Source organism: Pseudomonas kielensis (genome assembly GCF_030505375.1).
Classification (GTDB): Bacteria; Pseudomonadota; Gammaproteobacteria; order Pseudomonadales; family Pseudomonadaceae; genus Aquipseudomonas; species Aquipseudomonas kielensis.
The window spans coordinates 4,462,611-4,474,684 of the sequence record NZ_CP130043.1 but is presented as its reverse complement, the minus strand read 5'-3'; the positions used below and the strand labels follow the sequence as shown (position 1 = coordinate 4,474,684).

13 protein-coding genes are annotated in these 12,074 nt (G+C 63.6%); 9 read left to right on the top strand and 4 right to left on the bottom strand.

Annotated features, from left to right (window positions below; genetic code table 11):
- Positions 1-25 precede the first annotated feature (25 nt).
- Together Q1W70_RS20895 and Q1W70_RS20890 are read right to left on the bottom strand one after the other, a co-directional pair.
- Entirely contained in the window at positions 26-1,123 is a 1,098-nt protein-coding gene (locus Q1W70_RS20895) for a carboxynorspermidine decarboxylase (RefSeq protein WP_166591987.1), read from the bottom strand.
- Between the two features lie 248 nt (positions 1,124-1,371).
- Positions 1,372-2,409 (bottom strand): Ldh family oxidoreductase, encoded by a 1,038-nt coding sequence (locus Q1W70_RS20890; protein ID WP_182340898.1) that lies wholly within the window; start codon positions 2,407-2,409, stop codon positions 1,372-1,374.
- Positions 2,410-2,540: 131 nt separating this feature from the next.
- On the opposite strand from Q1W70_RS20890, the gene Q1W70_RS20885 reads away from it, so the two are divergent.
- The 7 genes from Q1W70_RS20885 to Q1W70_RS20855 all read left to right on the top strand — a co-directional run bounded on the left by Q1W70_RS20885 (position 2,541) and on the right by Q1W70_RS20855 (position 8,385).
- Complete coding sequence (locus tag Q1W70_RS20885) at positions 2,541-3,416, top strand: MurR/RpiR family transcriptional regulator (RefSeq protein WP_166591989.1); 876 nt, start codon at positions 2,541-2,543, stop codon at positions 3,414-3,416.
- Between the two features lie 13 nt (positions 3,417-3,429).
- A complete protein-coding gene (locus tag Q1W70_RS20880) occupies positions 3,430-4,185 on the top strand; it encodes a transporter substrate-binding domain-containing protein (protein WP_166591990.1) in 756 nt (251 codons plus the stop codon).
- Positions 4,186-4,296: 111 nt separating this feature from the next.
- Positions 4,297-5,016 (top strand): ABC transporter permease, encoded by a 720-nt coding sequence (locus Q1W70_RS20875; RefSeq protein WP_166591991.1) that lies wholly within the window; start codon positions 4,297-4,299, stop codon positions 5,014-5,016.
- Entirely contained in the window at positions 5,013-5,723 is a 711-nt protein-coding gene (locus tag Q1W70_RS20870; protein WP_166591992.1) for an ABC transporter permease, read from the top strand. Before Q1W70_RS20875 ends, Q1W70_RS20870 begins: the two co-directional genes overlap by 4 nt.
- 51 nt (positions 5,724-5,774) lie before the next feature.
- Positions 5,775-7,016: an NAD(P)/FAD-dependent oxidoreductase gene (locus Q1W70_RS20865; RefSeq protein ID WP_166591993.1), complete on the top strand. Its 1,242-nt coding sequence runs from the start codon at positions 5,775-5,777 to the stop codon at positions 7,014-7,016.
- A 17-nt stretch (positions 7,017-7,033) separates the two neighbouring features.
- Positions 7,034-7,822, top strand: coding sequence for an amino acid ABC transporter ATP-binding protein (locus Q1W70_RS20860; protein ID WP_436799868.1), 789 nt, complete (start codon positions 7,034-7,036; stop codon positions 7,820-7,822).
- 110 nt (positions 7,823-7,932) lie between these two features.
- Positions 7,933-8,385, top strand: a complete 453-nt coding sequence (locus tag Q1W70_RS20855) for a hypothetical protein (RefSeq protein ID WP_302097842.1) — start codon at positions 7,933-7,935, stop codon at positions 8,383-8,385.
- A gap of 11 nt (positions 8,386-8,396) precedes the next feature.
- On the opposite strand, the gene Q1W70_RS20850 is transcribed toward Q1W70_RS20855, so the two are convergent.
- On the bottom strand, positions 8,397-8,558 hold the full coding sequence (locus tag Q1W70_RS20850; RefSeq protein ID WP_166591995.1) for a DUF2986 domain-containing protein: 162 nt from the start codon (positions 8,556-8,558) through the stop codon (positions 8,397-8,399).
- A gap of 180 nt (positions 8,559-8,738) precedes the next feature.
- The gene (locus tag Q1W70_RS20845) at positions 8,739-9,218 is read right to left on the bottom strand and encodes a VOC family protein (protein ID WP_166591996.1); all 480 of its coding nucleotides are present in this window, start codon (positions 9,216-9,218) and stop codon (positions 8,739-8,741) included.
- Here Q1W70_RS20845 and Q1W70_RS20840 point away from each other — a divergent pair.
- Positions 9,208-9,525 (top strand): GNAT family N-acetyltransferase, encoded by a 318-nt coding sequence (locus tag Q1W70_RS20840; protein ID WP_306109759.1) that lies wholly within the window; start codon positions 9,208-9,210, stop codon positions 9,523-9,525. The two genes, Q1W70_RS20845 and Q1W70_RS20840, sit on opposite strands and share 11 nt — an antisense overlap.
- Positions 9,526-9,643: 118 nt before the next feature.
- On the top strand, positions 9,644-11,770 hold the full coding sequence (locus Q1W70_RS20835; protein WP_302097841.1) for a TonB-dependent receptor family protein: 2,127 nt from the start codon (positions 9,644-9,646) through the stop codon (positions 11,768-11,770).
- Positions 11,771-12,074 lie beyond the last annotated feature (304 nt).

Below are 12,074 nucleotides of genomic sequence, written 5' to 3'. Positions count from 1 at the left end.
TTTCTCTCTCTCCTTCTGCGCCAGCTTACGAAAGGCTGGACAAGTAATCGTCGAAACCAAACTCACGAACCAGCTCGACACTACCATCGAGTTGTTTCACTACGATGGACGGCATTTTCAGGCCGTTGAACCAGTTTTTCTTGACCATGGTGTAACCCGCGGCATCGACAAACGACAGACGGTCGCCAATGGCCAACGGTGCAGGAAACTGATACTCACCAAAGATATCCCCGGCCAGGCAGGATTTGCCGCACACCATGTAGGTGTGTTCACCCTCGCTCGGCGCCAGCTTGGCGTTCAGGCGGTAGATCAGCAGATCGAGCATGTGCGCTTCGATGGAGCTGTCGACGACGGCCAGGTGCTTGCCGTTGTAGAGGGTGTCGAGCACGGTGACTTCCAGCGAGGCGCTCTGGGTGATGGCGGCTTCGCCCGGCTCCAGGTAGACCTGCACGCCGTACTTCTGCGAAAAGGCCTTGAGGCGCGCGCAGAACTGGTCGAGGGCATAGTCTTCACCGGTGAAGTGAATACCGCCGCCCAGGCTGACCCACTCGACCTTGTGCAGCAGGTGACCGAAGCGCTCTTCGATGGTGCACAGCATCTGGTCGAACAGGCCGAAATCGCCGTTCTCGCAGTTGTTGTGGAACATGAAGCCGGAGATCTGCTCGATGACCGCCTCGACCTTGACCGGGTCCCACTCGCCCAGGCGGCTGAAGGGACGCGCCGGGTCAGCCAGCAGGTAGTCGGAGCTGCTCACCTGCGGGTTGACCCGCAGACCGCGAACCTTGCCTTCGGACGCCTCGGCAAAGCGCTGCAGCTGGCCGATGGAGTTGAAGATGATCTTGTCGCAGTTGGCGAGCATCTCTTCGATTTCGTCGTCGGCCCAGGCCACGCTGTAGGCGTGGGTCTCGCCGGCAAATTTCTGGCGGCCGAGCTTGAGCTCGTAGAGCGAGGACGAGGTGGTGCCGTCCATGTACTGCTCCATCAGGTCGAACACCGACCAGGTAGCGAAGCACTTGAGCGCCAACAGGGCCTTGGCCCCGGACTGCTCGCGCACATAGGCGATTTTCTGCATGTTCGCCAGCAGCTTTTGTTTATCGATCAGGTAGTACGGCGTCTTAATCATTTCGAGGCCTCCGGCAAGGCTAGCCAAAAAAGGATGCGCATTGTGCCTTCACTGACTGCAGATCGAAAGAGCAGAAAGCGTTTGCACCCTGGCCGGGGCGTGGAGAGGGGTCGGTTACAACGGAGCGCAGGTCGGCGGGGTGGCGGGTTTAACCCACCAAACCGGTGGGGGGGCCAGGCGCCATTGGTGTTGAATGGACTGGCCCCATCGCGAGCAAGCTCGCGCCTACAGGTCGTAGAGCGCTTTGCCTAGCGCGCGCTCGCCAGTTCACGCAACCGTGCCAACTCGGCTGCAGGCAGGGTGATGCCTTCGGCCAGGGATTTGGCCCGCTCCTGATACCGTCGGTCGCCTGGCATGCGCTGCAGGCCGACGCCGCGCATCTGCTGCACCAGTGCTTCGCTGCGGCTGGCGAAGTGGTTGCCGGCGGTTTTGCTCGGGTCGATCACGATCAATAACTGACCGGTCCAGGGGGTTTGTGCCCCGGGGTGGTTCGACCAGTCGAACTCGAACGAGAAGTTGCCGCCGGTCAGGGCCGCCGACAACAGTTCCACCATCATCGACAGGGCCGAGCCCTTGTGTCCGCCAAACGGCAACAGCGCACCACCGTTGAGGATCGCCTTGGGGTCCCGGGTCGGCTGGCCCAGGCTGTCGACGCCCATGCCCTCAGGCAGCATCTGGCCCTGGCGCGCGGCGATCTGCACATCGCCGTGGGCGATGGCGCTGGTTGCCAGGTCAAAGACGATCGGCTCACCACCGGCACGGGGTGCGGCAAAAGCAATCGGGTTGGTGCCAAACAGCGGCCGTTGCGCGCCGTGGGGCACCACGCAGGTCATGCTGTTGACCACGCTCAAGGCCACCAGCCCCTCTTCGGCGAAGGGTTCGACGTCCGGCCAGAGCGCGGCGAAATGGTGCGAGTTACGGATCGCCAGCACCGCGATGCCGGCACTGCGGGCCTTCTCGACCAGCAAGCCGCGGGCCGCGGCCAAGGCGGGCTGGGCAAACCCATTGGCGGCGTCGACCCGGACAAACCCCGAGGCCACATCCTCCACCACCGGCACGGCCCGGCCATCCACCCAGCCGCTGGCCAGCGACGACAGGTAACCGGGAATGCGGAACACCCCGTGGCTGTGGGCGCCGTCGCGCTGGGCGCTGGCACAGTTGTGCGCCAGCACCTGGGCAACCTCGGACGAGGTGCCGTGCTGTTCAAAGATGCGCTGCAGCAACTCCGTCAGGTCGGCGAGTGCAAGGGTTTCCACTTCGGGCAAGGCGGCATTGGCGTGGGACATTCGAAAGGCTCCGGGCGAATTGTTGTTATGGGCGAACTATCCGGCCGTGACAGTTATCTGTCAAATATTGACTTTATGACAGAAAACATCCATTTTCCTCGCCAAGCGCTGAATAACAACAGGAAGCAGCCTTGAGCCAGCCCATCAAACAACGCCTTGAAAGCAGTCTGTCAACCGCCGCCGCCTCCGGCCGGGCGATTGCCAACTACATGCTGGCCAATCTTTATGAACTGCCGTTCCAGACCGCAGCGGACATCGCCGCGAAGTTGAACGTCAGTGAGTCCAGTGTCGGGCGCTTCTGCCGCTCCATCGGCTACAGCCACTTCAAAGACCTGAAAAACGACCTCAAGGCCGACCTGGGCGATGGCCCGTGGCTGGTGGGCGACCGTCTGCAGGAATTCCGCCAGCAGGCCAGCCAGGGTCCGCAGGGCCTGCCCCGCAGCTTCGAGCTGGAAGTGGCGGCCCTGGTCAAAGTCTACGAATACAGCCTGACCCCCACCTGGCACGCCGTCAGCCAGCGCCTGGCCAGCCGGCGCAAGGTGTTCGTCGCCGGGTTCCAGACCGAACGGGGCATCGCCGCCTCCATGGTGCATCTGCTGCAGTACCTGCGCGATGACGTGCACTGGGTCGACGGCGCCGCCGGGCATTACGCCGACGTGCTGCTCAGCGTGCCCGCCGACAGCGCCCTGGTGGTGTTCGAAGCCCGCCGCTATTCGCGCCACGCCCTGACGCTGTGCCGCAAGGCCCGCGAGGCCGGCATCCCGGTGACGCTGGTCACCGACACCTTTTGCGACTGGGCCGAGCAGAACGCCGACGAAGTGTTCCGCGTGCCCACCGAGTTCAACCTCTTCTGGGAATCGACCGCCGCGATGCTGTCGCTGGTGCACCTGTTGGTCAACGACGTGTGCAAACAGTTGGGCCCGGAAGTGGAAAAACGTCTTGCCGCCGTTGCGCTCCTGCACAACGAGTTCGTTGGATACACATCATCACCAAGCTCAAAACAATAAATCGAGGTGCTAGATGAAACACGTCATTCGCTTTGCCAGTGCATGTGCAATGGTCCTGGCCGGGGCCTCCGGGGCGCAGGCTGAAACCCTGAAGATCGCCACCGAAGGCGCTTACCCGCCGTTCAACTATGTCGACTCGGACAACAAGCTGCACGGTTTCGATGTCGACATCGCCAACGCGCTGTGTGAACGCATGAAAGTGCAATGCAGCATCGTCGCCCAGGATTGGGAAGGGATTATCCCGGCGCTGATGGCCAAGAAATACGACGCCGTGGTCGCCTCGATGATCGCCACCGACGAGCGCAAGCAGAAGATCGATTTCACTAACCACTACTACCGCACACCGCTGTCCGTGGCCGTGCCCAAGGACTCGGACATCACCGATGCCCAGACCGATTTCAAAGGTCGCACCGTGGGCGCCCAGGCCTCCTCGACCCAGGCCATCTACGCCGAAGACCACTACGGCCCGGCCGGCGCCGACGTCAAGTTCTACCCGACCCTGGATGAAGCCAACAGTGACCTGGCCGCCGGCCGCGTCGACGGGGTGATTGCCGACAAGTTCCCGCTGCTGGCCTGGATCGACAGCGCCGGCAAGGACTGCTGCAAGATCATCGGCGATGTCAACGGCACCACGGCCGATGCATCCATCGCGGTGCGCAAGGGTGACGATGCGTTGCGCGAGCGTTTCAACAAAGCGCTGGATGAGATCGTCGCCGACGGTACCTACAAGAAGATCTCCAGCCGCTACTTCGCGTTCGACATCTACTGATCCCCTGCCCCTCAGGCCAGCCTGAGGGGCGTTCCTTGCCGACCTGCTGCACCGCGCACCCACCGGCGGTGGTGAGCGCGTGCGGGCTTAATTTACCGAGAGGGTTCGAGCATGTTCGAACATCTGTCACTGCTTTCCTTCGCCAGCGGCGGCTGGGGCTCAGCCTTGCTGGCCGGCGCCCTGGTGACCATCGTCCTGGCCCTGAGCTGCCTGCCGATCGGCTTGCCACTGGGGCTGGGCCTGGCCTTGGCCGCCCGCTCCCGGCGGCGTTGGCCGCGCGCCATGAGCACGGTGTTTGCCACCGTGTTCCGTGGCCTGCCCGAACTGCTGACCCTGCTGATCATCTACTACGGCTGCCAGATCGGCGCGCAGAAACTGTTGTCGGCGATGGGCTACGAGACTGAAGTGGCGATCAACCCCTTCGTCGCCGCCATGATCGCCTTCAGCCTGGTGTTTGCCGCGTTCTCCAGCCAGATCTGGCTGGGCGCCTTCAAGACCGTGCCCAAGGGCCAGTTCGAAGCCGCTGCCGCCCTCGGCCTGTCCCGGCGTACCACCTTTACCAAGGTGGTGCTGCCGCAACTGGTGCGCATCGCCCTGCCGGGTCTGTCGAACAACTGGCTGTCGTTGCTCAAGGACACCTCGCTGGTGTCGACCATCTCCCTGGTCGACCTGATGCGCCAGACCAACCTGGCGGTCAGCGTGACCAAGGAACCGATGTTGTTCTACACCGTGGCCTGCTTCGGCTACCTGTTCTTCTCGGCGATTTCCGGCCGTCTGTTCCAGTATCTGGAGCAGCATTTCAGCCGCCATCAACGGAGCGTGCGCCCATGAGCCTGGCTGAATTGCAGAGCCTGTTCCTCAGCCCTGATCTGCTGGAACGTTACGGTCCACGCTTCATCGACGGGCTGTTGGTGACCGCCAAACTGGTGGCCATTTCCTTCACCCTGGGCGCCCTGCTCGGCCTGCTGATTGCCCTGGCGCGGTTGTCGGGCAACCGGTTTCTCAGCCGTTTTGCCGGCGTCTATGTGTACTTCTTCCGTGGCTCGCCACTGCTGGCCCAGCTGTTCATGCTGTATTACGGCCTGGGTTCGTTCAAAGGTTTCTGGCAGGACGTCGGCCTGTGGTGGTTCTTCCGGGACGCCTGGTTCTGCACCCTGCTGGCGTTCACCCTGAACACCGCGGCCTATCAGGCAGAGATCCTGCGGGGCAGCATCCTGGCCGTGGCCCAGGGCCAACGCGAAGCCTGCAACGCCCTGAGCCTGTCGCGCTGGACCACCTTTCGCAAAGTCATCCTGCCGCAATCGCTGCTGGTGGCGATCGGTCCCCTGGGCAACGAACTGATCCTGATGATCAAGGCCAGCGCCATCGCTTCGCTGGTGACCATCTACGACTTGATGGGGGTGACCAAACTGGCCTTCTCGCGCAGTTTCGACTTCCAGATCTACCTCTGGGCCGCGGTGCTGTACCTGCTGATCGTGGAAGTGGTGCGACGCAGCCTCAAAGCCCTGGAAGGCCGCCTCGGCCGCCATTTGCAGTAAACCGGTTTTTTCTCGGGCTGCCGTGGCCGCCCCAGCATCAAGGATCTACCCATGCATTGCCAAACCATCGTTCTGGGCGCCGGGATTGTCGGCGTCAGTACCGCACTCCAGCTACAGGCCCGTGGCCGCCAGGTGGTGCTCATCGACCGCCAGCAGCCGGGCAAAGGCACCAGCCACGGCAACGCCGGGCTGATCGAGCGTGCCAGCGTGATCCCCTATTCCTTCCCCCGCGAGCTGACGAGCCTGTTGCGCTACGCCCGCAACCAGCAGTCGGACGTGCGCTACAGCCTCAAGCACCTGCCCAAGGCCGGTCCCTGGTTGCTGCAATACTGGCGGCATTCCGGGGCCAAGGGCCTGGCCACCGCGACCAAGGCCATGCTGCCGCTGGTGGAGCGTTGCGTCAGTGAACATGACCTGCTCTCGACGCCAGCCGGCATGGACCATCTGATCAAGGCCGGCGGTTGGGTCGAGGCCTACAGTTCGATCCCGGCTTTCTTCAAGGCACAGAAGGACGCCGAAGCACTGCAGCGCTACGGCCTCAATTACCAGGTGCTCGACCGCGACGAACTGCGGGCGCGGCAACCCGGCCTGCACAGCAGCGTGATCGGTGGCATCCACTGGCTCGACCCCAAGACCGTCAGCGATCCCGGTGGCCTGACCCGTGGTTATGCCGAGCTGTTCGTCGAGCGCGGCGGCGTGTTTGCCCTGGGCGATGCCCTCTCCCTGCGCCAGAGCGAGGGGAAATGGCAGGTGCAGACCGAGCAGGGCCTGGTGATCGGCGACGAAGCCGTGGTCGCCCTCGGTCCGCAAGCACGGGGTGTCTTCGAACCCCTGGGCTACAAGATTCCGCTGGCGATCAAGCGCGGCTATCACATGCACTATGCCGCCCTGCCGGGCAGTTGCCTGCAACAACCCTTGCTCGACCCTATCGGCGGTTACGTGCTGGCGCCGATGGTGGGCGGGGTGCGCCTGACCACCGGGATCGAGTTCGCCGACAGCGACGACCCGATCAACGAAATCCAGTTGCGCCGCTGCGAAGCGCTGGCGCGCACGTTCTACCCGCTGGGCGAACGCCTGGACGCCGAACCCTGGCTGGGTCGCCGCCCGTGCCTGCCGGACATGTGCCCGGTGATCGGCCCGGCAGCGCGGCACCCGGGCCTGTGGTTCAATTTTGGCCACGCCCACCATGGCCTGACGCTCGGCCCGGTCTGCGGCCGCTTGCTGGCCGAAATGATGACCGGCGCCACCCCGTTCACCGACCCTGCCCCTTACAGCGCCGAGCGCTTCCATTGATTGCCGGAGACCCGACCATGCCTGCCCTCTCTGCCCGTATCGATACGCCGCTCGCCGTGCAACCCGACACCCGTAAAGTGGTGGTGGATATCGCCGCCCTGAACAAGTTCTATGGCGCCTTCCATGTCTTGCACGACATCAACCTGCAGGTACGCGAAGGCGAACGCATCGTCTTGTGCGGGCCTTCCGGCTCCGGCAAGTCGACCCTGATCCGCTGCATCAACCGCCTGGAAATCGCCGAGAAAGGCTGCATCCTGGTCAACAACACCGACTTGTCCCAGAACACCCGCGAGGCGGCCAAGGTGCGCAGCGAAGTGGGCATGGTGTTCCAGCATTTCAATCTGTTCCCGCACATGAGCGTGCTCGACAACTGCACCCTGGCGCCGATCTCGGTGCGCGGCCTGAGCCGCAAAAAGGCCGAGGAACTGGCCGAGCATTTCCTGCAGAAAGTGGGTATCGCCAGCCAAGCCAGCAAGTACCCCAGCCAGCTCTCCGGCGGCCAGCAACAGCGCGTGGCCATCGCCCGGGCGTTGTGCATGGAACCGAAAATCATGCTGTTCGACGAGCCCACCTCGGCGCTCGACCCGGAGATGGTCAGCGAAGTGCTGGATGTGATGGTGAAACTGGCTGGCAGCGGCATGACCATGCTCTGCGTGACCCACGAGATGGGCTTTGCCCGGCAAGTGGCCGAGCGCGTGCTGTTTCTCGACGGCGGCCAGATCATCGAGGACGCGCCACCCGAGGACTTCTTCAACGCGCCGAAAAGCCCACGGGCCAAAGCCTTCCTGGCGCAGATCGTCCATTGACACAAACGGGGCCCGCAGCGTGCTGCGGGCCCCGTCTGACGAACGTCAGGCGACTATTGGGCCATACCCGCTAATCTCCCATAGTGCTTCTTCAGCACTGGAGGTTGGTTATGAATCCCAGACACCCACTGGTCGCCCTGCTGGTCTGCGCGAGCCTGTTTGGCTGCAGCACTTCATCCGAGCACGGGATCAGCATTCCCCTGGCGGCTACCCGGCACAACGCCGGACAAATCGCCAACACCACCCTGGCCAATTGGGACCAGAAGACCGGGTTCGACTTTTTCATCAGCGGCGTGCCCACCGGCACCTCCCTGCCCCTGCGTATCTACACCTTCATCCATAAGGGCAGTTGCCAGCAGCCGGGCCCGGTGGCCTATGCGATGAACAGCCAGGTCACCACCGAACGCGCCGCCGTCACCGGCTGGACCTTTTCCAGAACCGCCCCCATCGCCCTGCCGGAATTGCTGGCCGGCCAGTACTCGATCGTCGTGCGATCGGCACCGGAGGACGGCAACCTGGACCTGTTCTGTGGCGACATTCCCCAGGGCGGCACCGTGAAGTAATCGGGGCGCGATCAGCTCTCGGCCGGGCTGCCGGAATCCTGGCTGGCTTGCGCTGCCAGCTTCAAACGGTCGGCCTTGCTGATGTACTTGTCCTTGTTGACCGGCGCCAGTTTGGCGCTGGCCTTTTTCGCGTGAGCTTTTAGCAACTGCTTGATCTTTTTACGGCGGTTCATGGTGTTCTACTCAGGGTGACAATGGCGCGATGGTAGCAGCTAACGGTCTTGAAGCAGGACCCCATGGCGCGTCCTGGATGCAGGACACTGGACACGTACAGAAATTAATCCTGTAGGTGGCCGCCATGAGACCGTTGGGGGCCAGGACAGTCGGCCTGCCCTGCCCCCGGTTGACGCGGGTTAACCCTTGATTGCAGCCTCAATGGCCGCGACATCGATTTTGCCCATTTCCATCATCGCGGCGAAGGCACGCTTGGCCACCGCTCGATCGGGGTGAGTGAACGCCGCCGTGAGCACCCTGGGGGTGATCTGCCACGACAGTCCCCAGCGGTCCTTGCACCAGCCGCAGGCGCTGGCCTCGCCACCGTTGCCGACAATCGCGTCCCACAGGCGGTCGGTTTCGGCCTGATCGTCGGTCGCGACCTGGAACGAAAACGCCTCGTTGTGCTTGAACGCCGGCCCGCCGTTCAATCCCAGGCAAGGGATGCCCATCACATTGAACTCCACCGTCAACACATCGCCCTGCTTGCCAGCCGGGTAGTCGCCGGGCGCGCGATGCACAGCGCCCACCGTGCTGTCCGGGAAGGTCTTGGCGTAGAAGGTCGCCGCGTCCAGGGCATCGCCGTTGAACCACAGACAGATCGTATTCTTGCTGACCATTTTGTTTCTCCAGAATTGGCACAGACCGGTTCATTCTAGCTGCACTGTTCAATGGCAGGCGCGCGCCGACTCCACCAGCGGGACTGCGTTCTGGCTGGCCCTCGAGGACGAACGAGCGCTGGGCCTGATCGGCATGTGGGTGGACGCGGTGAAATCCCGCGCACAGGAACAAGGCCATGGGCGGGTGTTCCTCGATGTCGCACCGGACAACCACCGCGCGGCGAATTTCTACCTCAGGCAGGGTTTCGTCTTCATCGATGAGTGCCCCCACTGGCCTGTCACCCGCAGATTCTGGTCCAGACCATGATCTGGCAGGCAAACCACTGAAATTCAGGGTAAAAAGCCGCGTTTGCATGTGTTTCCCGGAGGCTGCCCGGCGTCGCAGTTCTTTACTGCCCGCCCCCTTTTCGTCTGGAGTTCACCCGATGCCCGCGTCCAAATCCTTGCCCACTGCATTACTGGGCCTGGCCCTGGCCTGTCCGGCCATGGCCGAGGCGCAGGGCCTGGAGTTGGGCCAGGTGCTGATCGGTGCCGAGGAGCGCAGCGGCGAAGACGCCTCGGTGGAGGACGCCAAGGCCCGGTTGGCCCAGGTGCCCGGTGGCACTAACGTGGTCGACCTGCGCCGCCCGCTCCAGGGCCGGGTGGCCAGCAACCAGGATGTGCTGGCCTATCAGCCCGGGATCTACGCCCAGTCCGCGGGCAACGAAGGGGTCAAGATCTCGATCCGTGGTTCGGGGATCAACCGCGCTCCCGGTGCCCACGCCTCGGGACTGTACGCCATGCTCGACGGCCTGCCCCTGACCGGCCCCGGCGGCACCCCCTATGAACTGCTCGAACCGCTGTGGCTCAACCGCGTGGAGGTGCTGCGCGGCGCCAACGGTTTCGACCGGGGCGCCCTGGCCCTGGGCGGCGCCATCGACTACGTCAGCCACACCGGCTATGACTCACCGCTGTTGCAGGTGCGCTACGGGATGGGCAGCCACGGCTACCAGCAGCGCCAGGTCAGCTCCGGCCAGGTGCTGGGCGACTTCGATTACTACCTGGCCGTGACCGATGCCCGCTCCGATGGCTATCAGGATCACACCGCCAGCGACAGCCAGGGCTTCATCGCCAACCTCGGCTACCGCTTCAACCCGAACCTGGAAACCCGCTTCTACCTGCGCTACCGCCAGACCGACAACGACCTGGCCGGGCGGGTCAGCAAGTACTCGATCGAGCACGACCCACGGGCCGCCAACCCCGCCTACGTGGCGCGCGACGATCGCCGCGAGCAACCGGGCAGCACCTTCATCGGCAACAAGACCACCTACTACATCGACGACGATTCGAGCATCCAGACCGGCCTGGTCTACCACGACTACCCGATGGACCTGCGCGAAGGACCGAACCGCCTGAAAGTCGCCTACAGCGATGTCAGTGGCACCTTCGACTACAAGCGCCGCGACACCCTCTGGGGCCTGGAAAGCCAGAGCACCCTGGGCCTGCGCACCACCAAACACCTGCCCAACGCCGGCGCCAGTGAAGAAGTGCGCATCCCCATCGGCAACACCGCCGGCTACGCACCCGGCACGCCGATGCGCGACTTCACCTACCAGGGGTCGGACTCCGTGCTGCACGCCGGCAACGACCTGGAAATCGCCGACGACCTGTGGCTGACCACCGGCCTCGCCGCCCTCTACACCCGCCGCGAAAGCGCCGTCACCTACCCCGAGGAAGGCGGCAAGACCAGCCTGCACCACTGGGACTACGCCGCCCGCCTGGGCCTGCGCTACCAACTGACGCCCGGCCTGCAAGTGTTCGGCAACCTCAGCCGCTCGGTGGAAGCGCCCCACCCCTGGTCGATGATCTACAGCTCCAACATTCGTTTTCCGAAAGACAGCGGCGCCGCCACCGGTACCCAGCGCGCGCCGATCGAACTGCAAAACCAGACCGCCACCACCCTCGAGCTGGGCGGGCGCGGCGACGCCACCCTCGGGCAATGGAGCCTGTCCTGGTACTACGCTCAGGTCCGCCATGAACTGCTCTCCGTCCTGCCGGACGCCAACACCATCACCCCCTACGAACTCAACGCCAGCCCCACCGTGCACCAGGGCGTGGAAGCCAGCCTGCAAAGCACCCTGTGGGCATCGCCAACCGGCGAGCAACTGAGCCTGCGCCAGAGCTACACCTTCAGCGACTTCCACTACCGCGACGACGACCACTTCGGCGACAACCGCCTGCCCGGCCTGCCGATGCACTACTACCAGGGCGAACTGCGCTACGACTGGCCCCTGGGCTTCTTCGCCGCCCTCAACACCCAACTGGTCTCCAAAGTCGCCGTCGACTACGCCAACAGCGAATACGCCGACCCCTACGCCCTCTTCGGCGCCACCTTGGGCTACAACGCCCCCAAGGGCGACTGGCAAACCTGGCTGGACCTGCGCAATTTGACGGATAAACGGTACGCGGCGACGGTTACGCCGGGGTATGACGATAAAGGGTTGGATGCGGCACGGTCGACGCCTGGGGAGGGGTTTGGGGTTTATGCGGGGGTTTCTTGGAGTTTGCGGTGAGGGGGAAAGATCAGTGGAGGGGCAGCTAGCGACCCACAGCGGCCGTTGATGGGAGGCAGCTATCGGCCGATTCTGTTGAAAAAGTCGGTACTTCCAGACTGCCCACGTACTGACTGCTCAACATGCCTTTTTTGCGCGTCGCTATGCGAAATCTGAGCCGCGAATCCTCTGCTCAACGTGAAGATTTCAATCTCAAGCGCATACTTCTCTACCGTGGAAACCATGGCCGACTTTTTCAACAGAATCGGCCAGTAGCGGACGTTGGTGGCCCGATTTTATCGGCCATTAGCAGCCGCTTACGAAG

Excerpts from the sequence above, each read along its gene's own strand:
- Q1W70_RS20895 (WP_166591987.1), bottom strand. The coding sequence starts at position 1,123 with ATGATTAAGACGCCGTACTACCTGATCGATAAACAAAAGCTGCTGGCG.
- Q1W70_RS20890 (WP_182340898.1), bottom strand. The coding sequence starts at position 2,409 with ATGTCCCACGCCAATGCCGCCTTGCCCGAAGTGGAAACCCTTGCACTC.
- Q1W70_RS20880 (WP_166591990.1), top strand. The coding sequence starts at position 3,430 with ATGAAACACGTCATTCGCTTTGCCAGTGCATGTGCAATGGTCCTGGCC.
- Q1W70_RS20875 (WP_166591991.1), top strand. The coding sequence starts at position 4,297 with ATGTTCGAACATCTGTCACTGCTTTCCTTCGCCAGCGGCGGCTGGGGC.
- Q1W70_RS20870 (WP_166591992.1), top strand. The coding sequence starts at position 5,013 with ATGAGCCTGGCTGAATTGCAGAGCCTGTTCCTCAGCCCTGATCTGCTG.
- Q1W70_RS20865 (WP_166591993.1), top strand. The coding sequence starts at position 5,775 with ATGCATTGCCAAACCATCGTTCTGGGCGCCGGGATTGTCGGCGTCAGT.
- Q1W70_RS20860 (WP_436799868.1), top strand. The coding sequence starts at position 7,034 with ATGCCTGCCCTCTCTGCCCGTATCGATACGCCGCTCGCCGTGCAACCC.
- Q1W70_RS20855 (WP_302097842.1), top strand. The coding sequence starts at position 7,933 with ATGAATCCCAGACACCCACTGGTCGCCCTGCTGGTCTGCGCGAGCCTG.
- Q1W70_RS20850 (WP_166591995.1), bottom strand. The coding sequence starts at position 8,558 with ATGAACCGCCGTAAAAAGATCAAGCAGTTGCTAAAAGCTCACGCGAAA.
- Q1W70_RS20845 (WP_166591996.1), bottom strand. The coding sequence starts at position 9,218 with ATGGTCAGCAAGAATACGATCTGTCTGTGGTTCAACGGCGATGCCCTG.
- Q1W70_RS20835 (WP_302097841.1), top strand. The coding sequence starts at position 9,644 with ATGCCCGCGTCCAAATCCTTGCCCACTGCATTACTGGGCCTGGCCCTG.